This is a genomic window from Actinokineospora sp. UV203 (assembly GCF_056323665.1).
In genome coordinates, this window is sequence record NZ_CM150484.1 from 3,466,361 (window position 1) to 3,487,603 (window position 21,243).

Below are 21,243 nucleotides of genomic sequence, written 5' to 3' on the forward strand. Positions count from 1 at the left end.
CACGTCGAGTAGGCATCCGCACTGTATTAGGTCCGTTCCAGGCACCATAGGCACGTGCGGATCATCCTGCTGCGGCACGCCGAGAGTCTCGGCAACATCGACGAGCTCGCCTACTGCCGAATTCCCGACCACGCCCTACCCCTGACCCAGCGCGGCGAGGAGCAGGCGCGGGCGGAGGGCGGGCGGCTGCGTGCGCTGCTTACCGACGGCCCGGTCGCCGCCTACGTGAGCCCGTACACGCGCACGACCCGGACGTTTGAACTACTCGGTCTCGGTCCGATCGTGGAACGGATGGTGCCCGAGCCGCGGCTGCGCGAGCAGGACTGGGGCAACCTGCAGGACCCGGTCGAGCAGGAGATCCAGAAGCAGAAGCGGCACGAGTTCGGCCACTTCTTCTACCGGCTGGCCCACGGCGAGTCCGGCGCCGACGTCGACGACCGGGTCGCCAGCTTCCTCAACGAACTCGAGCAGCGGGTCGAGGCGGACCCCACCCACCCCGACACCGCCCTCGTCGTCACCCACGGCCTCACGATGCGGCTGCTGTGCAGGCGGATGTTCTCCTGGACCATCGACCTGTTCGAGTCGCTGTCCAACCCCGAGCACTGCGCGCACCGGATCCTGACCTATGACCGCGGCACGTGGTCCCTGGACCGGCCGTTCGACCAGTGGCGCAACTCCCCCGACAAAACCACGCAGCTCTAGACGGCGTGCTTGGTCAGCCAGGGCAGCACGGCGTTGGCCAGCTGGGCGGCGTCCTCGACGTGGGCGAAGTGGTTCGCGCCTTCGACCAGCACGTAGTCCGCCCCGGGAATGGCGGCGACGAGCGCGTGGGCCCATTCGACGGGCAGCGGGTCAAGCTCGGAATGGACCACCAGCGTCGGGCACTGGATCCGGCCGAACGTGCCCATGGGGTCGAGCGCGCCGACCGAGCCCATCATGCGACTGGGCGCGGCTCCCACGTTGGCCGCGGTGATCTCGGTGAATCCGAGGGTCACCGTGTCGATGGTGGCGCGGTCGCGGAAGAACGGGGCGAAGGTGTTGAGCTGGTGGCGCTCCAGGGTCGCCGGGTCGCCCGCCGCGAACAGCGGCGACTCCTCGATGGCCTTCCTGGCCGCGTTGTCCTCGGGTGTCCGGCGCGAACCCATCTCCTGCTGGAACGCCTGGAACAGCTCGGGCATGAGCGGCGGACCGGGGTTGAGCAGCACGACTGAAGCGGTCGACTCGGGACGCGTCCCCGCGTAGAGCGCGGCGAGGATCGCGCCCGCGGAGTGGCCGACCAGGTTGACCCGGTCGACGCCGAGGGCGGCGCGGAGTCCGTCCAGGTCCTCGATGGCCCCGGCGAAGGACACCCGCGCCGGGTCGCCCAACGGGGTCGCGCCGCTGCCGCGCTGGTCGTAGTAGACCAACTGGAACTCGTCGGCCCAGCCGTCCAGGGAACGCATATACGTCGCTCCGAGACCCACCGCGCCGTGAATCACGATCAGCGGGGTGCCGTCTCCGACCACCGTGCACGCAATCTGAATGTCGCCGACGGGGATGGACGTGGATGTCGTCATGACTGCCTCCTTCGGATGTGGATGAAAGGAGGCTGCGCCGACGGCGACGGGTAAGGATCGGGGAAATCCCCTAGAGCGGCCCGCTCTCACCGAGGCGCTGAACCGGCTCGACCGGGGCGATGCCGCGGTGTTCGTCGCGAGCAAGCTGGATCGCGTTTCACGGTCGGTTGCCGACTTCGCCAGCCTGCTCGACCGCTCACGGGTAAACGGGTGGCGGCTGATCATGTTGGACACGGGTGTTGACACCAGCACCGCGTCCGGCGAGTTGGTGTCCAACATGCTGGCCTCGGCCGCGCAGTACGAACGTAGGCTGATCAGTCAGCGCACCCGTGATGGCCTCGCCGCCAAGCGGGCCGCAGGCGTCCGGCTCGGGCGCCCCTCGGTGTTGCCCATCCACGTCGTTGAGCGCATCGTGCGAGAGCGGCACGCAGGCGTCGGACTTCGAGGCATCGCAGAAGCGCTTACCGCAGACGGTGTCCCTACTGCGCGGGGCAAAGCGAGCTGGTCAATCAGTTCCGTTCAAGCGGTGCTAGCTGGGCAGGACGCGGCGGCCGTAATGATCTAGCCTCCGAACTGCGATGCGGCACAGGAGCACCACTAATTTGGGGGACCTTCGAGGTCTCATGGACCACTAGGCAACCGAAGTAGGATCACGTCTCAGCGCCGACGAGGGCCGCGCCTGTCGCGACTAACGTCCACCGAGACCAGGCAGGCCACCCCGTACGGTTCGCACACTGTTCATGCTCTCGGCCGACTCATGGTCAGATGAGTCGCGAGGTGGTTGAGGGGATCGGGCGTCGCTTACCCGGACGCCAAAGGTGGGCAACTGGCAGCGTGAGCTGCGTTCCGTCGGCGCGACGGACTATGCATTCCCAGCATCCATTGCGGCGCTCCCTCAGTGAGCCAGCTTTGCTCGGCTCATCATCTCGCGGCGGCCGATCGTTACCGGCGACCGCCACGCGCGTCCCACAGCCGCCTGCCGAGGCGGATACGGCGGCCGGTTCCGGTGCAGCGGCGGCAGTCACGCCACGCGCGCCCGGACGGGGAGCGGCGCTTGCCGCTGCCGTGGCAGCGTGGGCAGGGGCGGAACGGCCAGAGGGCGCACGCCGCCACGTAAACAGCGGCGGCGGTCAGGGCGAGCAGACCGAGGGTGTCCACGGTGAGGCCTCCGGGCGAGCGGGATTTTGGGTGGTTCGCTAGCGCCCTGGTCCGCTAGGTCTATTCGACGACCCTGGACAGCGCGGCGGCCGCTTCGGTTCGGGTCTTGACCCCGAGTTTGCGCAGCACGGCGCCGACGTGGTGCTCGATTGTCTTGGCGCTGAGGAAAGCCGGGCGCCGATCTCCCGGTTGGTGAGCCCGCGCGCGAGAAGTCGCAGCACCTCCTGCTCCCGCTCGGTCAGCAGGCCGATGTCCTTCGGGCCGGTGCGTCCCCGCACGCCAAGGTCCCGCAGCAGGGCCGCGGCCCGGTCGGCTTCGTGGCGCGCCCCGAGCCGCTCGAACCCCTTGAGTGCCGCCCGGGCTTGCACGACCGCGAGTACCCCGCCGCGGCCGCGCAGCGCGGCGGCCAGGTCGAGCCGGGCACGCGCCTCCTCGTACGGCATGCGCAACCGGGCGAACAGCTCCGCGCCACGTTCCAGCAGGTCGATCGACTCCGGCGCGGCTGTGGCCAGTGCCACGCGACCGGCGGCCACGGTGGCGATGGCGGTGACGCGGTCCGACCCCGACTGGGCGAGGCGCAGCAACTCCGCGGCCGTGGTCCGGGCGCTTTCGGTGTCGCCGTCGGCGAGCTGGGCCTCGACGAGTTGGGCGAGCAACGGAACCGCGAGCAGTCCCGATCGGCTGATCAGCGACAGCTGCCGGTCGAGCAGCGCGACAGCGGCCGCCGGCTCACCGCGCGCGAGTCGGATCGCGGCGTCGGCACGTACCGCCGTCGGCGACCCGCCGTATCCGACGAGCGCTTCCTCGGCCTCCTCGATTCGCCCCTGCGCGAGCCGCAGTCGGGAGAGCCGAACCGCGGGATCGACGCATCGGGATCGCTGACCGGTGTCGGCCAGCTCGGCGAGGGCGTGCACCAGCTCGGCCTCGGACTCGGCCGGACTGAGCAGGTCCGCCGCGCACGTCGGGCAGAAGTTCAGCAGCGGCAGTTCGTTGTGGCGGTGGACGTAACCCTCCATGACCTGGCCCCACTGGCGGACGCGGTCGTCGTCACCCGCGATATCGCAGGCGAGGACCAGGCTGCAGCAGGTCCGCGCCACCGCCTCGAAGGTCGCGGCTTCCTCTCCGCTCGCCGCGGCCATGGCCTGGTCGAGGTGCCGCAGACCCTCGTCCACCTCGCCCAGCGTGATCTTGGCCAGCCCAATTCGGGACAGCGCGGCGAGCTCGAGATCCGAATCGCCCAGCACGCGAGCCAGCTCCAGCGCGGTCTCGGCGTGGTCGGCCGCCACCGCGGGATCCAGACAGCGCTCGGCCTTGGCCAAGTCCAGATACCCACGCTCGGCGACGTCGACCTGGCCGGTCAGCAGGTGCTCGGCCCGGGCGAGCCAGCCCTCCGCGGCGGGTTCGTTCCCGTGCACGGCCGAGTACTCGTGGACCAGCCACAACGCTATGCGGACCGCGCGAACCACATCCCCCGCACGGCGGAACAGCGCGTACGCGCGCACACGCGCGTCGATAGCTTCCGCCGGGCGGTCCAGCCACCACAGCGCGCGAGCCAGACCATCGAGTCCCTCGGGTGAGGTCTCCTCCGCGAGAGCGGCCTCGAAACCGGCTCGAGCGCGATCCCAGGCGCCCTGGGACAGGGCCGACTCACCCGCCGCGACCAGCGCGGCCGGTGAGGGTGCCGAATCGGCCCCGGCCATACGGGAATCGTGTCACAGCGACACCCCGCCGTCACGGGCTAAAGCAGACCGCGCTGGTAGGCCTTGACCAGTTTGCGCGGGACCATCAGCTTGCGGCCGTCCAAGGCGGTCACGGGCACCAGATCCGGGACCGCGGCCTTCCACTGCGAGCGGCGCGAGCGGGTGTTCGACCGCGACATCTTCCGTTTGGGGACGGCCATCAGCTCTCCACTCCCCGAACTCGCTTCCCGTAGCGGCGGTTGAACTTCTCCACGCGGCCCGCGGTGTCCATGACCCGCTGGTTGCCGGTCCAGAATGGGTGCGAGTCCGACGTCACGTCCACCACGATCAGCGGATAGGTGTTGCCGTCCTCCCACCGCACCGTGTTCGCGGAGGTGGCCGTCGAGCGGGTCAGGAACGCCTTGCCCGTCGACTGGTCCTGGAACACCACGGGGTGGTATTCCGGGTGGATCCCCGGTTTCATGATTCTTCCTTTCGGGTGGTCGGCACGCCGAGATCGACGGCCTCGCTGTCCTCGCACGGGTCCTCGTGCCACTCGCCGAACGGGTCGGCGTAGCCCGGCCAGGCGCCTTCGTCGGCGAGTTCGGCGTCGGTGAGCAGCGCCTTGGTCAACGCGGCGGTGATGTCGTGCGGATCGGCCTGGTGGGCGATCACGACGATCTCCTGGAGCCGGTCGCCGAAGCGGGGGTGCCACTCCAGGGCGGCCTTCGCCTGGCGTTCCGGGTCCGCCCTGGCCCAGGCCTCGTCGTCGACGGTCGCGAGCCAGGCGCCCGCGTGGCCGACCCGCAGACCGCCGCCCGCCGACTCCAGCCACAGCGCGACGTCGGGCTGGCTCGCCACCCACATCCGGCCGCGGGCGCGGACGACGCCGTCGAGCAGGACGTCGATCGCCTCGTGCAGCCGCTCCGGGTGGAAGGGTCGCGGGTCGCGGAAGACGGTGACGCTCACGCCGCAGTCCGACTCCAGCGGCGGCTGCCCGCGCAGCAGCGGTCCGTGGGCGCCGTCGGCCGCGCCGCGCCGGGCGTTGTCCGGGATCGCCGCGAGCAACTCGGCCGGGTCGACCTGGCCGAGGTCGAACCGGGGTGCCATGGGGGCGAGCCGGTCGAGCACCGCGCCGACCCGGGCCGCGTTCCACGGCTCTCCGGGGGTTCCCGCGGTGACGATGGCGTCGGCGAACTCGACCTGGCCGACGGCGACTTGGGCGAGCGTGCGGTCGTCGTCGAGGGCGCCGATGCCGCAGTCGGCCAGCGGCACATCGCCGGAGCAGTCGCCGAGCCACGAGCGCGGGTCGATGACCCCGACCACCGCCTCGATGTCGACGAGGTCACCGATCGTCTGGTCGCCGACGAGGACGTTCTCCAGCGCCCAGCACACCGGTTCCGGCTCCACCATCGGATCGAGGTGCAGCACGACGCGCTCGATCCGCGGGTCGACGGTCAGCGCGCGCAGTAGCGGGAGCAGGTCTTCGCGCAGGGTGCAGGACACGCAGCCGTGGGCGAGTTCGAGCGTGGTCGTGGTGTCGGCCCGGCCGAACCGCAGGCGCCTGCGCACGGTCCCCTCGGCGATCCGGCGCAGGTCGTGGTGCACGACGGCGGTGCCGGGCAGACCGGTCATGAAGCGGGCCGACAGCATCGCCGTCGACTCCCGGTGCAGGCCGGAGACGAGGACCAGGCGGGTGCGCCGGTCGTTCGACACGTGGACTCCTATCGACAACGATTTCCATCTTGACGCCGCCGACGCTACCCTGGCGAGCGTCATAATGAAAACGGATCCCATTTCAAGGAGGCGTCTTGTCCGCTCACTGCCAGGTCACCGGCCGTAAGCCGGGGTTCGGCAAGCAGGTGTCGCACTCCCACCGGCGGACCTCGCGCCGCTGGGACCCGAACGTCCAGCAGCGCCGCTTCTGGCTGCCGTCGGAGAACCGGTGGGTGCGCCTGCGGGTGTCGGCCAAGGGCATCAAGACCATCGACAAGCAGGGCGTGGCGGCCGTGGTGGCCCGCCTGCGCAAGGAAGGACAGCGGATCTGATGGCCCGCAACGAGATTCGCCCGATCATCAAGCTCCGCTCCACCGCCGGGACCGGGTTCACCTACGTCACCCGCAAGAACCGGCGCAACGACCCGGACCGCATGGTGCTGATGAAGTTCGACCCCGTGGTCCGCCGCCACGTCGAGTTCAAAGAGGACCGCTGATGGCCAAGAAGTCGAAGATCGCCAAGAACGAGCAGCGCAAGCAGGTCGTCGCCCGCAACGCCGAGCGCCGCGCCGAGCTCAAGGAGGCGTTCCGCTCGCCGAAGTCGACCGACGCCGAGCGTGAAGCCGCCCGGATCGCGCTGCAGAAGCTGCCGCGGGACGCCAGCCCGACCCGCGTGCGCAACCGCGACGCCGTCGACGGCAGGCCCCGCGGGTTCCTCCGCGCGTTCGGCCTGTCCCGCGTGCGGATGCGCGAGATGGCCCACCGCGGCGAGCTTCCCGGTGTCAACAAGTCGAGTTGGTAGGAGCCATGGCCAAGCCAGAACGCCGGTTGCCCGGCAAGAAGAAGCCCAATCCGCTGAAGACCGCCGGCGTGTCTACAGTGGATTGGAAAGATGTGATGCTGCTGCGCAAGTTCATCTCCGACCGGGGCAAGATCAGGTCCCGGCGGGTGAGCGGATTGACGCCGCGACAGCAGAAGCAAGTCGCGACCGCGATCAAGAACGCGCGCGAGATGGCGCTGCTGCCCTACCCGGGTCCCAGCAAGTCCTGATACTCCGAACGGGTCATGCCCGAGCGGCCTTGTAGCCTGCCCCCTACTGTGTCGCAGACCACGATCGCGTCGCTCGGGCGGCCGTTCGGTGAGGACATCCGGGGACCGTGTGGGGCAGGACGACGTCGATGCGGACGCGACCGAGGCGCTGAACGCCGACCGCGAAGTGCGACTACTGCTGGACGCGGGCCGCGTCGACGAGGCCAACTCCCTGTTCGACCAGATCGTCGCCAAGGTGCCCCCTGGGCTCGACCCCTGGACCAGGGCCGCCCTGCTGACCCGGCGGGCGGTCGCGGCGTGGCGGCTGCGCCGCATCCCGCTGGCGCTGGAGCTGGCCGCGGAGGGCTGGAGCGAGATCGACACCGAGAACCCGACCGGGTCCTCGGCCGCCGACACGCTCGGCAGGCTCGGCTACCTGCTCGAAGGCATCGGGCACCGACGGGCGTCGCTGGAGATGAGCCGGATCGCCGTGGACGTCGCCCGCAGCGGTGACGACGTCGAGGTCCTGGCGCACTGCCTGCAAGGGCTGGCGGGAACGCTGAACTTCCGCGCCTGCGAGCTGCCGCCGAGTGCGGCGGAAGCGGTGTTCCGCGAGGCGATCCCGTTGTTCGAGGAGGGTTTGACCCTCGTCAGCGAAGGGCGGGTCCACCTCGCGCTGCTCTCGGCGTACGGCGCGTCCCTGGCGGGCATCGGCGACCTGGAGCGCGCCGAGCGCACGGCCGACTCCGCGTTGCGGCTGGCCGAGCCGGTCGGCAGCCGGTGGGTGAACTCGGTGGGGCACTGGGTCATCTCCACGGTCCGCCGCAAGCAGGGCAAGCTCACCGACGCCGCCCACCACGCCCGCATCGCCGTCGACGACGCCGAGTGGATCAACGATGTCTCGTTGGTGCAGCGGTATTCGCAGGATCTCGCCGACATCTGCCGGGCCGACGGCGACCCAGCCGGTGAGGCGGAAGCGTTGCGGCGCAACATCTCCGCCCGACAGACCGCCTTGGAGACCGTGCAGGAGGGCCTGGGTCAGGCACTGGAGCAGCGCAGGCTGGCGGTGCGCGCGCGACACCAGGCGATGGCCGCGCAGGAGGCCGCGGAGAGCGACCCGCTGACCGGGCTGAGCAACCGGTTCGGCCTGGAACGCACCGCGCCCGAGGTGCTCGAACGGGCCGGGGCGAACGGGCGGGTGCCGTGGCTGGTGCTGATCGACGTCGACTGGTTCAAGGGGGTCAACGACGCCGCCGGGCACGCGGCGGGCGACGCGGCGCTGCGCGAGATCGCCCAGCTGCTGCGCGCCGAGTGCCGCGTCGGCGACGTGGTGGCGCGGTGGGCGGGCGACGAGTTCGTCGTGCTGCTCACCGAGGCGGCCTTCGACCACTCGACCGGCCGGAAGTCGTCGGTGGGCATCGCGGTCGCCGAACGGATCCGCCTCTCGGTCGACCTACACGACTGGACCGCGGTGCTCGGCACCACGCAGCGGCCGACGGTGAGCATCGGTGTCGCCTACGGCGCGGACACCCTGGAGAAGCTGTTCGCCAACGCCGACGTGGCGCTCTACCGGGCGAAGCGGCGCGGCCGCAACCGGGTCGAGGTCCACACCCGCGACTAGCCGATCAAGCCGCCCCGGTAAGCCACAAGCGCGGCCTGCACCCGGTTCGCCGCGCCGATCTTGCCGAGCACGGAGGAGACGTATCCCTTCACCGTGGCCTCGGACAGGTGCAGTGTGTTGCCGATCTCGGCGTTCGACATGCCCTGGCCGATCAGCGCGACAACCTCGAGTTCGCGGCCCGACAGCGACGACAGCAGCTTGCGCGCGGGCTCGGCGGCCCGCTGCCCGTCGGCCATCGCGGCGATGACCCGGGCGGCGACGTTCGGGTCGAGCACGGCGCCGCCGCGGGCGAGGTCGCGCACGGCGTTGACGAGCTGCGTCGGCTCGGTGTCCTTGAGCAGGAAACCATTGGCGCCCAGCCGGAGCGCCTTCTGCACGTACTCGTCGATGTCGAACGTGGTGAGCATGGCCACCGCGGGCGGGTCGGCCAGTTCCATTACCCGGGTGAGCGCGACGATTCCGTCGGTGGTCCGCATGCGGATGTCGAGCAGGACGACGTGCGGCCGGTGCAGCCGCACGAGATCGGCGACATGGGCGCCGTCGTCGCACTCGGCGACCACCTCGATATCGCCCGCACTGGTCAGGATGGAACGCAGGCCGGACCGGACGAGATCCTCGTCATCGGCCAACAAAACCTTGATCACAATGCCTCCCGAGTCGGCAATGTGAGACTCTACTGCGTATTGCGGAGACGATCGATCGGACATGAATATCTTTCATGTCTTGAGCGCGTCCCGCAACCTGACCTTGCCGCCGCTGCGCATGACCGCGTTGCGGTAGATGCGGCCGGATAGCCAGACCAGCGCCGGGATCAGCGCGACGACCAGGGCGACCGACAGCGCGGCCTGCCACACCGGGACCCCGCCCATGGCCAACCGCATCGGCATCAGCGTCGGGGCGAACAGCGGCACGATCGACAGGGTCTCCACCAGCTTGTTCCCGGGGTCCCCGGGCAGGATCGAGATGCCGAGGACGTAGCCGAGGATGACGAACATCAGCGGCGGCGTGATCACCCCGCCCACGTCCTCCTGCCGCGACACCAGCGCACCGAGCGCGGCGAAGACGAGCGAGTAGGCGAAGAAGCCCAGCAGGAACCACACCACCAGCCACACGACGGTCCCGACAGCGGAGCCGACGGAGATCGTCAGCACGCCCAGGCCGAGCCCGGCGACCACCCCGACGCCGCCGATCACCAGCATCTGGATCAGCCCCACCAGGCCGATGCCGAGGACCTTGCCCGCCATCAGCTGCCACGGCTGGATCGTCGCCAACAGCAACTCGACGACCCGACTGGACTTCTCCTCCACCACGCCCTGGGCGACGGACTGGCCGTTGACCAGCAGGGACATGTAGATCAGCACACCGGCGATCATGCCGAGGACGAGCTGCTGGCCGTTGTAGTCGAACGGCGGTTCCAGCGGCCGCACCTCGGCCTTGGCGCCCGCGACAGCGCCTGCGACCTGGGCCGGATCGCCGCCGAGGTCCACGATCTGCTGGTTGAGCGCCAACTGCCCGGCCAACACGTTCAGGGTGCCGCGCAGCTTCTCGTCGATGTCCTTCTTCACCACGACGACGATGTTCGACCCGTCCCCCACGAGCAGCGCGTCGAGCGTCCCCTCGTCGACCTGTCGGCGTCCGGCGGACTCGTCGTGGATCTCGCGGGTCTCGACGGTCTGCCCGATGCTCTCAGCGGTCGCTTTGAGCGGCGCGGAAAGGGAAGTGCTCCCCCCGGTCAGCCCCACCGTCGAGTCCGAACCCCCACCGGCCAGCTTCATGACGAGCGCGAACCCCACGAGGAGAACGAGCGTCGCGACCGTGGTGATGATGAACGCCTTGGACCGCAACCGGGTCCGCACCTCGCGACCGGCCACCAGTCCGACTACCGACCACGCCTTCACGCCGCCACCCCGTCCGCCGCCACGACGTTGCGGAACAGCTCGGCCAACGAGGGCCGCCGCCTGCTGAACTCCGTCACCGCACCGGTCGCCAACGCCGCGCGCAGCACTGCCTGATCGTCGACCCCGTCGCCGAGTTCGAGCACCGTCCGCGACCCCACGTGCTCCTTCACCGCCACCCCGCTGAGGTTGTCCGCCCACCCAGGGGGCGCGGCGGGAGCGTCCACCACCAGCTACATGGCCCCGGTCGAGCGCAACGCGTCCACGGTGTCGCAGACGACCATCTGTCCACTCCGGACAATGCCGACCCGGTCGCACAGCCGCTCGACGAGGTCGAGCTGGTGGCTGGAGAACACGACCGGCACACCGGCCTTCGCCTTGTCGCGCAACACCCCGCTCATGACGTCCACCGCCACCGGGTCCAACCCGGAGAACGGCTCGTCCAACACAAGAATCCCCGGGTCATGCACCAGCGGCGGCAAGCTGCATCCGCTGCTGGTTGCCCAGACTCAACTTCTGCACCTCATCACCGACGCGCTCGGCTACTCCCAGCCGCTCGGTCCAGTCGGCGACGGCCCGCTCAGCAGCCGCGGGCGCAAGCCCATGGAGGCGGGCAAGGTAGACGAGCTGCTCGCCCACCTTCATCTTCGGATAGAGCCCCCGCTCCTCCGGCATGTACCCGATCCGCCGCCGCGTCTCCAAGGTGACGGGCGCACCGTCCCACCGAACCTCCCCGGAATCCGCGGCCAGAACCCCAAGCGCGATCCGCATGGCGGTCGTCTTCCCGGCCCCGTTGCTCCCCACGAACCCGAACAACTCCCCAGCCCGCACGTCAAACGCCAACTCCCGCAGCGCGACGACGTCCCCGAAACTCTTGGAGATCCGATCGATCTCCAACCGCCCATCGCCCACCGGTACCCCCTCGGCCCGCCCCATCCTGTCGCCCAGGCTAGGTGCGCGCATCCGGTTTCACCCCTAGTGGAGGACCCGGAGGCCCGTGCGGCCCCACCCGGTATGGTGTTCGCGCACGCCCTCGTAGCTCAGGGGATAGAGCATCGGTTTCCTAAACCGTGCGTCGCAGGTTCGAATCCTGCCGGGGGCACCACCTTTCGCCGGGTGAAATCAAGCCCTGACCAGCGTAAAGCCGGTCAGGGCTTGATCTTGTCCTGGCGCGTGCTGTCCGGCCGTGTCCGGCTGTACCCCACCGTCTACGGGTGTTCGTGGCGAATACGTGGTGAAGCCCGGTGCCGCTACCGGTACGACTCGCCCATCTGCTGCCGTGCGGTTGTTTCCCTGCCGTGCAAGCACTTCGCGTAGACCTTCAGCAGGACCTCTAGCGAGTGCCCTGCCCACTGGGCAACCTGAGCCGGGGTCACTCCCCCGGTCAGCCAGGTCGACACCGCCGCGTGCCGCAGCGTGTATGGAGTGGCGGCAAGTGGCGTGCCCAGCAGCTCAGGGACGAACGTCGCGGCGCGCGCCTTGTGCCACACGCGGTTGTAGGTGATCACTGGCACGTCACCGCCTCGATCTCCCTCGAACAAGCGCCCATCAGAACCCGTCCCGAACTCGTCCAGATGCGCCCGGAGGATCACCGTCAGCTCAGGCGGGATCGGGACGAACCGTTCCTCCCCCTCCGCCCGATGCTTCAATGATCGATCATCCCGATCCTTGCCAGAGTCGGTCCACGCCTTGCCAGCGTGTGGCGCAGCCGTGCGGAGCCGAAACTGCGCCCAGTCGTCTTTCGGCGCAGCGAACGACTTTGTCTCTTTGTTCCACACCAGGGGGCGGAAGATGATGTTGTCCTCTCGCAGGTCGATAGCCTCCTCGGGGCGCAATGCCGAGTAGTACGACGCCGCATAGCACGCATGCAAGCGAGGTCCGCTACGTTGCGTCTCCTTGATCGCATTGAGCAAAGTTCGCGCTTGGACCGGGTTGACCGCCATTCGACTATCAAGCTCGTGGCTGATCTTGGGCGCGGTCCACTTGAGCCCCGGCAAAGGGTTGGCGTCGAGCAGCCCCAGCTCATCGACGGCATATTCAAGCGCGTTGTAAAGCACTGCACGCTTTCGGCTAACAACAGTCGCGGCCGCATGCTTTCCGTCCAACTTGCTGGCGATAGCGTCCATGACCGCCCGGAGGACTCGTCTGTCCGCTAGCGTCGAAACGGGCCGCGTATTGGCCGCGACCCACGCTAGAACTTTCTTGGCCGTATCGGGCGCTTCGCTTCGCTGGACCGTATTGAACGCCCACCGATACAACGCGGAACGAATGGCCTTGTCGTCAGGCCGCCCGCGACCATCGCCCAACATCGCCATCGTGACAGTCACCAGCGCCTCAGCAGTGCTACGCCGCGACGTACCAGCCGCGCCCTTCCATTTCATGTCGGCGTACTGACATGCGAAGTCATAGAAGGCCATCTCGTTCTCAACGCGGGCCTTCGAGACCGGGAGCCCGTCACTGGTCCGGAATGCTTCACCTTTTCGTGCCGCCGCGACCAGGTCCGAGCGAAATGAGTCGGCTAGCGCCCTGTGACTGAACGTCTTAGGCCAAACCTGGTCACCTACCTTCCATCGAACGGTGTAGGTGGTTCCGTTGGCCCCACGGTAGGCGCGAATCGCCCAGATTTTGACGTCATAAGTCGTTGCGTCCATCAGGCGGCCACCTCAAGGTTTTGAAGCCATGCTTCATAGTCGGCGAAGCGGACACGGAGTTTCCCGTTGGGAAGCCGAATAATGCGGGGCGCTTTCCCTTTGGCACGCCATTCATAGAAGGTGGACCGCGAGACGCCGAGATCCTCGCAGATGTCTTCCACGGTCAGTCGCTTGTTTGCAGCCATGGTTACCCCTCCCCCGATTCGCTCTTGGTGTCCTTGTTCGGCAGGTAGCGCTCCCACGCGTCGATAAGCCCGGCCTGTCCCTGAGTCGGGTGAGTCGTGTAGCCCTTGACCGTTCCCTCTGCGGTTTTGAACGGGACAGGTCGGATGTGGTATCGGGAAAGCTCCTTCGCCATACGGCGGCCATCCAACGGTCGTCCGTCGAAGTCACCCCAAGGTGATTCCTCGATCTGGAGGAGGTCGGCAAGTAGCGCCTTGGTGGGTAGGCGGTCGGCGTTGTGTCGGGCGAACAGGGTCCGCAAGTCGGCTAGCAGCCGCACACCGGGCGAGACGTCCTGCCGTGCCGTCTGGTGTACGAAGTGGGTGCAGGCATTGCGCGCGGTCGTGGGCCAGTGACCTCCGGCCGCGTCGGCGATGGCCAGCAGTGGTTCCCAGATCTCGGCCGGTCGATCGGCGACGTCGGGAGGCATGACAGGTTCGGCCATACCAAGCTGCTCGCCGATGGCAGTAATCCACTCGGAGAGTGCGCCCCGTATTGGCGCGGCCTCCATCTCGACCAACCTTTCGCGGAAGGGGCGAACGGTCTCGTCGGTGCGTCGGCGTCGCAAATGGATGGTGATAGCGCGGGTGGTGATGGTGGCGGGCATGGCACCCGCGATTCCAGCGAGGGCGGCAGGGGCGTAGATCGGGTGCCGTTCCACGGTGATGTTGGACGCGTCGCCCTTGCAGCGAGGGATGGTCGCGGTCCGCTTGTATCCCCCGTTGAGCATTCCGCGAATCTCTTCGTTGCCACCAGCCTTACCGAAGACGGTGTCGACCTCGTCGTAGAGGATGGTGATCGGGCCCTGACCGACCATGCGGAACAGAGCGGGTGCAGTGCCCCCCATGGTCATTTCCGGAGCGCGAACAAGGTACTGAGCAACTTCGAGGACACGAGTCTTACCGCTGCCCGGCTCTGCGCTGGACAAGATCAGGCGCGGGGTCACGTAGAAGTGTTCGACAGCCCAGGTGTGGGCGTACCAAAGGGCGAGCATCGGCGCGCAGTGCTCGGAGGGGAACGCGTTGAATTCCGCGAGATAGGCGCGCACCGAGTCAAGCACGACCGCGCCATCCAACGCGGTCGGCGCACGGTTGGCGACGACTCGGAGGGGGTTGTTCATGCGGTCGCGACCGATCTGGTCGGCTTGCGCAGCGGCGTGCGGCTCGCCGTGCAGCTCGGCTCCGATGGTGTCGGGCCTGGGGGTGGTGCTCATGCTGACCTCCGGTCGGTGGCGTGCTGGCGGGCGCGGTAGGCGGCTTGGCGGCAGGCGTGGGAGCAGTGGCGTGGCCAGCGCCCGGTGTCGGGTCGTCTCAGCGAGCGACCGCAGTGACAGGCGCGGTGAGTGATCGGTGACGGAAGCGCCCTGGTGGGTTCCGTCTCGCCGCGTGGTGACGGAAGCCCTGCGGCCTCCTCCCCGTAAAAACCCAGGTCAAGCACCCCGGTGTCCGCGGGGCTTACGTCACCCCGGTCGGGGCGTTGGGCCATGAGCTGCGCACCGAGCCAGAACGTGAACGCGGGCGGAATGGCTTGGGTCAGCGCGGGCCAGGGCATCCAGTCGATGCCCATCGCCGCGCGGGCCTGCTCGGTGGTCGCGGTCGTGTCGTCGTTGTGGCGTCCGCTGCGTTGCCCGTAGGTGCCGTAGACGGGCACGGCGGCGGCTGCCCGGTCGTGGTGGCACGGGGTGCCGTGCAGCGCCACGTTCGACTCGAACAGGCGGTGACGGCGCACACCGAGGCGCAGCGTGTCCCCGCACACCGTGACTGGGTCGATCAGTGGCGCACCGGGCACGTTCTCGATCACGTACGCCCACGGCCCTCCCGGTGAGGCCACGGCGTCGGCGAGCCGCGCCCGGATGGGTGCCACGAGGTCGGGGTGGTCGTCGCGGCGGTCCTCCGGTGTGGCCTGGCTGAACGCCTGGCACGGTGGGGATGCGGCGATGACGTCGAACCCGGACAGGTCGACGGTGAGCGCGTCGGCCTGGATGAACGGGAACGGGTAGTGCGGTTGGGGTTCGATGTCGACACCGACCACGTCGAAGCCTGCCGCGTGGTATCCGGCGGACGCGCCACCGGCCTTGCAGCACAGGTCCAGCAGCCGGGGGCGGTGACGCTTTCCACCGGTGGATACCGTCACGCCGTTCATGCCGCCCTCCCGCTGTCGCGGGCGACACGCAGCGCCGGGGCCTGGTCGTCGACGCGGGCGCGATGGGCGGCGAGTTCGGCAGTGACGCGGGCTGTGAAGGTGTCGAGGTCGGCGAGAACGGGCCGGGCGGCGGCCTGAACCAGGGCGGTCCCGAGTTCGGCGACGCGGCGGCGGTAGCCGATCTCGATCAGCCGGGTGATGTGAAAGTCCAGCGCCACCAAGGGGACGGCGATGGTGAAGGCGTTGAACACCCAGCGGGTCAACAGGTTCGCGTGGTTGGTGTCGTTGAACGCGCCGACCCGTTCAGCGAATCCGAGCAGAGTGGCCGGGTCGAGGCTGGGCACGTCGCCGGTGACGAGCGCGGCCATGAGGTCGAAGGTGAGCCGGGCGGGCGGGTTGGTGAAGTCCCGGTAGTCCAGGCGCGTGAGCGTGGGGCGGGCTTGGGTGGGCGTGGCCTGCATGAGGGTGCCCAGGACGATGGTTTCCGGGTCGATCGTGGGGCTTCGCATCGAATGTCCTTTAGTAACGCTGAGTAGCAGCATGTGGGCGTGGCAGGTCGGGACTAGCGCCCTGCTGATGGGCCTAGAACCTGGGGTTGGGGCGGTTTCGGGTGCTCTGACCTGGGGATCTGCTAGTTGCTAGCACCCTGGTCAGGCTGGGTGTGGGGTGCTAGCACGGGGTGCTAGTACTAGCGGTCTGCAAGTGCTAGCACCCCGGCAACCGCTAGCCCTGCGTGCCGTCACTCTCCGTTGAGATTCGGCGGTTGGTGAGGATGGCGTCGGCGATGGCTTCGAGGTAGTAGCCGCGCTTGTTGCGCTTCTCGCCGGTCTCGTCGCGGATCTCGACCTGCCGGGGTGCGACGGTGAACGGCTTGAGCGCGGTGGCCAGTGCGTTGAGCGTGAAGCCCCGGTAGGTGTCGGGGTGGCGCTCGGTAAGCCGGGCGACGATGGTCTCCGACCACAGTTTGTCCTCACCCGCGCCGTAAACGGCGGCGACGTCGTCGAGGATGTTCGCCCGTGCGGTGTCCTCGGCGAGCGAGACGTCACCGATGGCATGTCCTGCAAGGGTTCCGGCCTGCTCGCGCAGCGCACGAGCACGGGTGATGATCTTCTCGGCGGTCGGGTTGTCGATGTAGGCGGAGCGGGCGATCTGCGGTTCGTCGGCCGCGCCGACCATGTAGCCGATGCCCTTGTCCTTCGGGGTGAACGTGGTGGCCCGGATGCCGTTCTGGTACATCGAGGTGCCAAGGATCATGTCGTTTTCGAGCTGTCCCATGACGCGCAGGCAGAACCGCACCCCGACGTTGGCGGACACGGCCGTTGGGAGACTGGTCTTGTCCGGGCGCTGCGTGGCCAGCAGCAGGATCACCCCCAGGGCGCGACCACGCTTGATGATCGCGGTGCACAGTTCCCCGGCTTCCTTGCCGAACTCGGGGTGGGAGAACAGTTCCTGGCACTCGTCGATGGCCACGACCAACGGGAACAGCCCAAGCTTGCGATTCGCGGCCAACTCTTTGGTGACCTTGTTCTCCGGGCACTGCGCACGCGGCAACTTGGAGATGGTCTTGGCACGCCGTTCGAGGTCCTTGTAGACCTCACGCAGCGACACCACGGTCTGTTCGATGGTCTCGTCGTCCGGGCCTGAGGCGTAGTGGTAGGCGACCGGCTCCAATGTGGACAGGTCACCCGAGCCCTTGAGCTCGAACAACCGCAACTGCGCGGTGGGGTCGAGGGCGGCGGCGAGCAGCAGCACCCGCAGCGCGAACGTCTTGCCCGCACCGGGCATCGCCCCGATGAGCAGGTTCGAGTACATGAGATCCACGCCCACCGGGCGTCCGCGCTGGTCGGTGCCGAACGGAACCGACTTGAACAGGTCGGCCGCGCCACGGGAGGCCAGGGGCCACGGCTTCGGCTTGGCCTGCGACATGTCCACATCGGACACGAACAGGACCATGCGCCCGGCGTGCTGGTCGTGGGCGGGCTCGGGCCACACACACCCCAGCGGGCGGCGCAGGCCGGAGGCGAGTGCGGCACGGCGGGACAGGATGTCGGACACGGTGACCCCGTAGGGCAGGTCGACGTCGGCACGCCACCCGTTGCCCTCACGGGAGATCGGCGCGGGGAAGGTGATCCCGCTACCGCCCTTGCCCACGGCTTTGTTGATCTCCGCGACACCGAGGGCGGACAGGGCGCGCACCACGATGTCGCTGGTGAGCTTCTGCGCCTTGGTGGTGACCACGGCACGGCCACCGACCACCGGGCGGTCGGGGTTGCCACCGAGCCATCCGAGCAGACCGACGATGGTGCCGAATCCGAGCCACTGCGCCCACCAGGGCGCGTATCCGAGCAGCACCAACACACCGGCGGCCAACGCGACCGCCCCGGCGGCCACGGCGAGCAGGCGGCCAGTGGGCTTGTCGTGCTTGATCTGTAGGTACAACTCAGGGTTCCCACGGATGACGGCTTCGGTGGCCGCGCGCTCTCGCAGCGCCTTGTTCTCGGTGTCGCGTACCCACTGGGTCGTGACCACGGTCAGCCGCCACGCACCACGCGGGGATCGCGACGCGACTTTCGCGGCGTAGACCGGGCAGCGCGCCGCGTGAAAGGCGGTGGTGTGCGCGGCGTTGCGGGCAGCCCACTTCGCGGTCGCGGTGAACTGGTCGCGGCTACGCAGCCACGGCGCGATGATCGGACGCTGCGCACCGGCAACCGCACCCTGAATCCGGGCGGCCAGGGAACGGTCCTCGGCCACGGCGGGCAGGTCGACGGACACGCCGTGGTCGGTGACCTCTTCCCCCTCCACAATGGTGGGCGGAACGTACGGGTCATCGGTGGCCGGGGTGTTCGCGGGAACCGCGTCACCGGTGGTCGCGGGCCGGATGGGCACCACGTTCGATCCGTTCACGTCGGGCTCCTCAGGGTCCGGTGTGCCAAGCGCGGTGGTCGTGGTCGTGAACATCAGGCGGCCTCCCTCTCAGCCGGGGCGGGAACGGTCGTGGTGGTGGTGTCGGGCTGTTCGCCGGACTGGGTGGCGGGGGTGGTGTTGAGCGCGTCGGCAACGCTCTTCGAGGTGGCGCGGCCGATCGTGGGGATGTGCTCACGAACCCAGGCCGGGGTCACCAGGTGGCCGGGGGTGTGGTGTTCGCGAGCCATCGCGACGTAGTCGGCCAGGAACAACCGGCCGGTCTTCTTCGCGGGCTTGCGGGAAGTAGAGCGGGAAGCCGGTCGGCGCGACCGCGTCGGTGCGGCGCTGACCTGCTCCGATGACGGAAGCCCCGCGGCCTCCTCCTGTGTGGTGACGGAAGCCACCAGGGCGTCCGCGTCCCCGTCAGCACGGGCCGATTGGGCGGCCACGAGTACGGCTTCGGTGATGCGTTCGCGGACGTGCGGGGCGGCCTCAGCGATGAGCAGCACGATCACCGGGGGCACCGAGTGCAGCACGATCCCAGCGGGGTCGAGGTGTGACCACGGTTGCCAGGTGTTCATGACGTAGGTGGCGGCGAACGCGAACACCTTGGTTCGCCGCACCCACGGCCCGGTCTTCACCTGCCACCGAGCGGTGACCTGTTCAGCCAGCAACACGGCGATCAGGACCAGCGACACCATGGGGTCGAGCAGCCATGCCGAGATCCACGGCAGGGAACCGGGTGCGGCGTCCTCTGCGGCGAACTGCTGAACGTTGACCATGGTGAACGCCAACGCCAACACCATCGCCACCCAAAACAGCGAGTCCACGGCCGTGCGAGTGCGTTCGGCCCGCAGTGCCACCACATCCGGGTGCGTGGTCAACGCCCGCACCTGCGCCGCGTTCGCCGCAGCGGCCCGCAACTTGCCCACACCGGAGGTGTCGGCGACCTTCGTCGTCTGCGTGTTCACAGCTTCGCCCCCCGCTTCTTCGCCGCCGTGCAGGCCGGGCAGACACCCCAGAAGAACGACACGGCAGTGCTCTTGCCCTTGGGGAACTTCAGCCCGCACAACGTGGTCATCTCGCCGGACCACCATGACTTCTTGCCGATGTGCACGTGGTTGGCCATCAGTGGTTCCCCCCGTCGATCTCGTGGCGCAGCTCAGCGATCGAGTCCGCGTCCACCTCGGCGCGCTGCGCGCAGCGGTTGAGGGCGTCGGTCAGGCGGGCGATCTCGCCGCGCAGGTGGGCGTTGTCGCGGGCCAGGCCGTTCGCGTAGTCGGTGGTGGCGCGGTGCTCGGCCTGCTCGGACTCGAACATCGCGGCCCACAGCCTGTCCGTAGGAGTGGCGGGTGCGTCTAGCATCGAGGTCTCCTGTTCTGCCTGCTGGTGGTTGGGAGCCCCGGTCCGGCGGTCGTTCTTGGCGGTTCGGACGCCGGTCCGGGTGGTGCTCATCTGCGTGATGTGCTTGGTGCTCATGGGTTTCACCTCCTGATCGGTTCTCACTTCTTGCACTTGCAGCACACCCAGGTGCCGGTCTTCGGGTCGAAGTGCTTGTAGCAACCCTCAGGACACATGGCGGTCACCTCCTCTCGGTACGCCCACCGCGCGGGCAACCGGGTGCGTGGCCGAACTCGCACTCGCAGTTCGGGCAGTCGGTCCCCGGCGTCGTGTGGTCGGTGTCCATCAGCGGTCCTCTTTCGGAATGGGGAACGGGAGCGGCACCTGGGACACCCCGGACGGCCACGGCGTGTTGTCGAGGGCTTCGTCAAGCTGGGCGCATCGGGCGTTCGCCGCGTCCCTCGCGGCCTTGGTGTTCGGGACCACGTCGGACGCGCGGCCGTGCTCGTCGCAGTCGGCGCTCCACTCGATGTCCGACCCGTGCGAGTCCACAGAGGGCGTGGTCGTGCCGGGATCGTCGGCGGGCTTGGCCTTGGCGATGGCCACCACGGCGACGAACAGCAGGACGACACGGGTGACGGTGCTCATCGGGTACCACCCCAGTAGCCGTGGTGGGCGATACGGCCGACCGCGTCCGGGCCGGTCAACTCCAGTTCGGCGGCGAACGAGTCGATCAGGTCCCACACCGGGCTCTGGCTGTAGAGCTTGGGTGTGCCCTTGGCGACCAGTTCGGCCAGCGTGATCGCAGTGATGGCCTGGTTGCGGTTGACCGGGCGCTCGGGCATCCAGGACACCGCCCACGGCCCGTAGGTCTCACCCGAGTACACGGTGTGCGCCTCATGCGAGGTGGTGTCGCTGACCATCGCGTCATCGGTGATCCTCATCGGACACCACCGGCCGGGCAGGTGTTCAGCATCGACCGCAGACCGGCCAACTCCGCCTGGTCGACATGCAGCCGGTACTTGGCCTTCACCCCGGCGTAGGCGGTGGCGTAGGCGCACCACGACATGCGATCAGCGGGCTTCCACCTGCCAGGGTCCTTGTCCGACTTGGACCCGTTCGACTTGCCCGTGACCGCCAACAGGTTGCTGTGGTCGTTGTAGAACTCGGCGCGTTGCTGCGCCGACCAGGAACGGGCACCGGACCGGTTCGCTTCCTTCACCGGAACCACGTGATCGACCTGCAACCCGTTCGGGTCCACAACGGACACACCGTCATAGCGAGACACCCAACACGGCACAGGGGCGGAACCTGCCGGAACCGGGCACAA

The 21,243-nt window shown here is 68.7% G+C and carries 26 protein-coding genes, 1 tRNA gene and 3 pseudogenes; 9 read left to right on the plus strand and 21 right to left on the minus strand.

Annotation, left to right across the window (positions count from 1 at the left end):
- The first annotated feature begins 54 nt into the window (after nt 1-54).
- Nucleotides 55-702 carry a histidine phosphatase family protein gene (locus ACUZ2Y_RS16280; protein WP_476319643.1) on the plus strand — a complete coding sequence of 216 codons (648 nt, stop codon included), beginning with the start codon at nt 55-57 and terminating at the stop codon, nt 700-702.
- Here ACUZ2Y_RS16280 and ACUZ2Y_RS16285 read toward each other — a convergent pair.
- Complete coding sequence (locus ACUZ2Y_RS16285) at nt 699-1,556, minus strand: alpha/beta fold hydrolase (RefSeq protein ID WP_476319649.1); 858 nt, start codon at nt 1,554-1,556, stop codon at nt 699-701. The two genes, ACUZ2Y_RS16280 and ACUZ2Y_RS16285, sit on opposite strands and share 4 nt — an antisense overlap.
- A gap of 79 nt (nt 1,557-1,635) precedes the next feature.
- Here ACUZ2Y_RS16285 and ACUZ2Y_RS16290 point away from each other — a divergent pair.
- Together ACUZ2Y_RS16290 and ACUZ2Y_RS16295 are read left to right on the plus strand one after the other, a co-directional pair.
- Nucleotides 1,636-1,908, plus strand: a pseudogene (locus ACUZ2Y_RS16290) (recombinase family protein); the annotation flags it as partial.
- Nucleotides 1,909-1,938: 30 nt separating this feature from the next.
- On the plus strand, nt 1,939-2,121 hold the full coding sequence (locus tag ACUZ2Y_RS16295; protein ID WP_476331871.1) for a recombinase family protein: 183 nt from the start codon (nt 1,939-1,941) through the stop codon (nt 2,119-2,121).
- Between the two features lie 377 nt (nt 2,122-2,498).
- Here the strand turns inward: ACUZ2Y_RS16295 and ACUZ2Y_RS16300 are convergent, their stop codons facing one another.
- From ACUZ2Y_RS16300 to mrf, 5 genes and pseudogenes are all read right to left on the minus strand, one after another.
- Nucleotides 2,499-2,714, minus strand: a complete 216-nt coding sequence (locus ACUZ2Y_RS16300) for a hypothetical protein (protein WP_476319652.1) — start codon at nt 2,712-2,714, stop codon at nt 2,499-2,501.
- Between the two features lie 60 nt (nt 2,715-2,774).
- Nucleotides 2,775-4,414, minus strand: a pseudogene (locus ACUZ2Y_RS16305) (helix-turn-helix transcriptional regulator).
- Between the two features lie 38 nt (nt 4,415-4,452).
- Nucleotides 4,453-4,614, minus strand: coding sequence for a 50S ribosomal protein L32 (rpmF, locus tag ACUZ2Y_RS16310; RefSeq protein WP_476319654.1), 162 nt, complete (start codon nt 4,612-4,614; stop codon nt 4,453-4,455).
- Entirely contained in the window at nt 4,614-4,877 is a 264-nt protein-coding gene (locus ACUZ2Y_RS16315) for a type B 50S ribosomal protein L31 (protein WP_476319656.1), read from the minus strand. The genes rpmF and ACUZ2Y_RS16315 overlap by 1 nt, the downstream gene beginning before the upstream one ends.
- Nucleotides 4,874-6,109 carry a ribosome hibernation factor-recruiting GTPase MRF gene (mrf, locus tag ACUZ2Y_RS16320; RefSeq protein WP_476319659.1) on the minus strand — a complete coding sequence of 412 codons (1,236 nt, stop codon included), beginning with the start codon at nt 6,107-6,109 and terminating at the stop codon, nt 4,874-4,876. The genes ACUZ2Y_RS16315 and mrf overlap by 4 nt, the downstream gene beginning before the upstream one ends.
- Nucleotides 6,110-6,204: 95 nt before the next feature.
- Between mrf and rpmB the strand changes: the two genes are divergently transcribed.
- The 5 genes from rpmB to ACUZ2Y_RS16345 all read left to right on the plus strand — a co-directional run bounded on the left by rpmB (nt 6,205) and on the right by ACUZ2Y_RS16345 (nt 8,758).
- Nucleotides 6,205-6,441, plus strand: coding sequence for a 50S ribosomal protein L28 (rpmB, locus tag ACUZ2Y_RS16325; RefSeq protein WP_476319661.1), 237 nt, complete (start codon nt 6,205-6,207; stop codon nt 6,439-6,441).
- Nucleotides 6,441-6,605 (plus strand): 50S ribosomal protein L33, encoded by a 165-nt coding sequence (rpmG, locus tag ACUZ2Y_RS16330; RefSeq protein ID WP_476319663.1) that lies wholly within the window; start codon nt 6,441-6,443, stop codon nt 6,603-6,605. The genes rpmB and rpmG overlap by 1 nt, the downstream gene beginning before the upstream one ends.
- Nucleotides 6,605-6,910 (plus strand): 30S ribosomal protein S14, encoded by a 306-nt coding sequence (gene rpsN, locus ACUZ2Y_RS16335; protein ID WP_476319665.1) that lies wholly within the window; start codon nt 6,605-6,607, stop codon nt 6,908-6,910. Before rpmG ends, rpsN begins: the two co-directional genes overlap by 1 nt.
- A 5-nt stretch (nt 6,911-6,915) precedes the next feature.
- A complete protein-coding gene (rpsR, locus tag ACUZ2Y_RS16340) occupies nt 6,916-7,158 on the plus strand; it encodes a 30S ribosomal protein S18 (protein ID WP_476319668.1) in 243 nt (80 codons plus the stop codon).
- Between the two features lie 109 nt (nt 7,159-7,267).
- A complete protein-coding gene (locus ACUZ2Y_RS16345) occupies nt 7,268-8,758 on the plus strand; it encodes a GGDEF domain-containing protein (RefSeq protein ID WP_476319670.1) in 1,491 nt (496 codons plus the stop codon).
- Here ACUZ2Y_RS16345 and ACUZ2Y_RS16350 read toward each other — a convergent pair.
- The 3 genes and pseudogenes from ACUZ2Y_RS16350 to ACUZ2Y_RS16360 form a co-directional block, all read right to left on the minus strand.
- Nucleotides 8,755-9,402: a response regulator gene (locus ACUZ2Y_RS16350; protein WP_476319672.1), complete on the minus strand. Its 648-nt coding sequence runs from the start codon at nt 9,400-9,402 to the stop codon at nt 8,755-8,757. The genes ACUZ2Y_RS16345 and ACUZ2Y_RS16350 overlap by 4 nt on opposite strands.
- 72 nt (nt 9,403-9,474) lie before the next feature.
- Complete coding sequence (locus ACUZ2Y_RS16355) at nt 9,475-10,656, minus strand: ABC transporter permease (RefSeq protein ID WP_476319674.1); 1,182 nt, start codon at nt 10,654-10,656, stop codon at nt 9,475-9,477.
- A pseudogene (locus ACUZ2Y_RS16360) lies at nt 10,653-11,589 on the minus strand (ABC transporter ATP-binding protein). Before ACUZ2Y_RS16360 ends, ACUZ2Y_RS16355 begins: the two are co-directional and overlap by 4 nt.
- A gap of 93 nt (nt 11,590-11,682) precedes the next feature.
- Between ACUZ2Y_RS16360 and ACUZ2Y_RS16365 the strand changes: the two are divergent.
- Nucleotides 11,683-11,758, plus strand: a tRNA-Arg gene (locus tag ACUZ2Y_RS16365).
- A 145-nt stretch (nt 11,759-11,903) separates the two neighbouring features.
- Here the strand turns inward: ACUZ2Y_RS16365 and ACUZ2Y_RS16370 are convergent.
- The 12 genes from ACUZ2Y_RS16370 to ACUZ2Y_RS16425 all read right to left on the minus strand — a co-directional run bounded on the left by ACUZ2Y_RS16370 (nt 11,904) and on the right by ACUZ2Y_RS16425 (nt 21,183).
- Complete coding sequence (locus tag ACUZ2Y_RS16370) at nt 11,904-13,304, minus strand: tyrosine-type recombinase/integrase (RefSeq protein WP_476319676.1); 1,401 nt, start codon at nt 13,302-13,304, stop codon at nt 11,904-11,906.
- Nucleotides 13,304-13,489, minus strand: coding sequence for a helix-turn-helix transcriptional regulator (locus ACUZ2Y_RS16375; RefSeq protein ID WP_476319678.1), 186 nt, complete (start codon nt 13,487-13,489; stop codon nt 13,304-13,306). The genes ACUZ2Y_RS16370 and ACUZ2Y_RS16375 overlap by 1 nt, the downstream gene beginning before the upstream one ends.
- A 2-nt stretch (nt 13,490-13,491) precedes the next feature.
- Entirely contained in the window at nt 13,492-14,646 is a 1,155-nt protein-coding gene (locus ACUZ2Y_RS16380) for a DUF3631 domain-containing protein (protein WP_476331873.1), read from the minus strand.
- Between the two features lie 89 nt (nt 14,647-14,735).
- Nucleotides 14,736-15,668 carry a DNA cytosine methyltransferase gene (locus tag ACUZ2Y_RS16385; RefSeq protein ID WP_476319680.1) on the minus strand — a complete coding sequence of 311 codons (933 nt, stop codon included), beginning with the start codon at nt 15,666-15,668 and terminating at the stop codon, nt 14,736-14,738.
- On the minus strand, nt 15,665-16,177 hold the full coding sequence (locus tag ACUZ2Y_RS16390) for a hypothetical protein (RefSeq protein WP_476319683.1): 513 nt from the start codon (nt 16,175-16,177) through the stop codon (nt 15,665-15,667). Before ACUZ2Y_RS16390 ends, ACUZ2Y_RS16385 begins: the two co-directional genes overlap by 4 nt.
- Before the next feature lie 214 nt (nt 16,178-16,391).
- Entirely contained in the window at nt 16,392-18,626 is a 2,235-nt protein-coding gene (locus ACUZ2Y_RS16395) for an FtsK/SpoIIIE domain-containing protein (RefSeq protein WP_476319685.1), read from the minus strand.
- A complete protein-coding gene (locus ACUZ2Y_RS16400; protein WP_476319687.1) occupies nt 18,626-19,543 on the minus strand; it encodes a hypothetical protein in 918 nt (305 codons plus the stop codon). The genes ACUZ2Y_RS16395 and ACUZ2Y_RS16400 overlap by 1 nt, the downstream gene beginning before the upstream one ends.
- The gene (locus ACUZ2Y_RS16405) at nt 19,540-19,701 is read right to left on the minus strand and encodes a hypothetical protein (RefSeq protein ID WP_476319689.1); all 162 of its coding nucleotides are present in this window, start codon (nt 19,699-19,701) and stop codon (nt 19,540-19,542) included. The genes ACUZ2Y_RS16400 and ACUZ2Y_RS16405 overlap by 4 nt, the downstream gene beginning before the upstream one ends.
- On the minus strand, nt 19,701-20,051 hold the full coding sequence (locus tag ACUZ2Y_RS16410) for a hypothetical protein (RefSeq protein ID WP_476319691.1): 351 nt from the start codon (nt 20,049-20,051) through the stop codon (nt 19,701-19,703). The genes ACUZ2Y_RS16405 and ACUZ2Y_RS16410 overlap by 1 nt, the downstream gene beginning before the upstream one ends.
- A gap of 207 nt (nt 20,052-20,258) precedes the next feature.
- Complete coding sequence (locus ACUZ2Y_RS16415; protein WP_476319693.1) at nt 20,259-20,561, minus strand: hypothetical protein; 303 nt, start codon at nt 20,559-20,561, stop codon at nt 20,259-20,261.
- Nucleotides 20,558-20,857, minus strand: coding sequence for a hypothetical protein (locus ACUZ2Y_RS16420; RefSeq protein WP_476319695.1), 300 nt, complete (start codon nt 20,855-20,857; stop codon nt 20,558-20,560). The genes ACUZ2Y_RS16415 and ACUZ2Y_RS16420 overlap by 4 nt, the downstream gene beginning before the upstream one ends.
- Nucleotides 20,854-21,183, minus strand: coding sequence for an HNH endonuclease family protein (locus ACUZ2Y_RS16425; protein WP_476319697.1), 330 nt, complete (start codon nt 21,181-21,183; stop codon nt 20,854-20,856). The genes ACUZ2Y_RS16420 and ACUZ2Y_RS16425 overlap by 4 nt, the downstream gene beginning before the upstream one ends.
- Nucleotides 21,184-21,243: the final 60 nt, after the last annotated feature.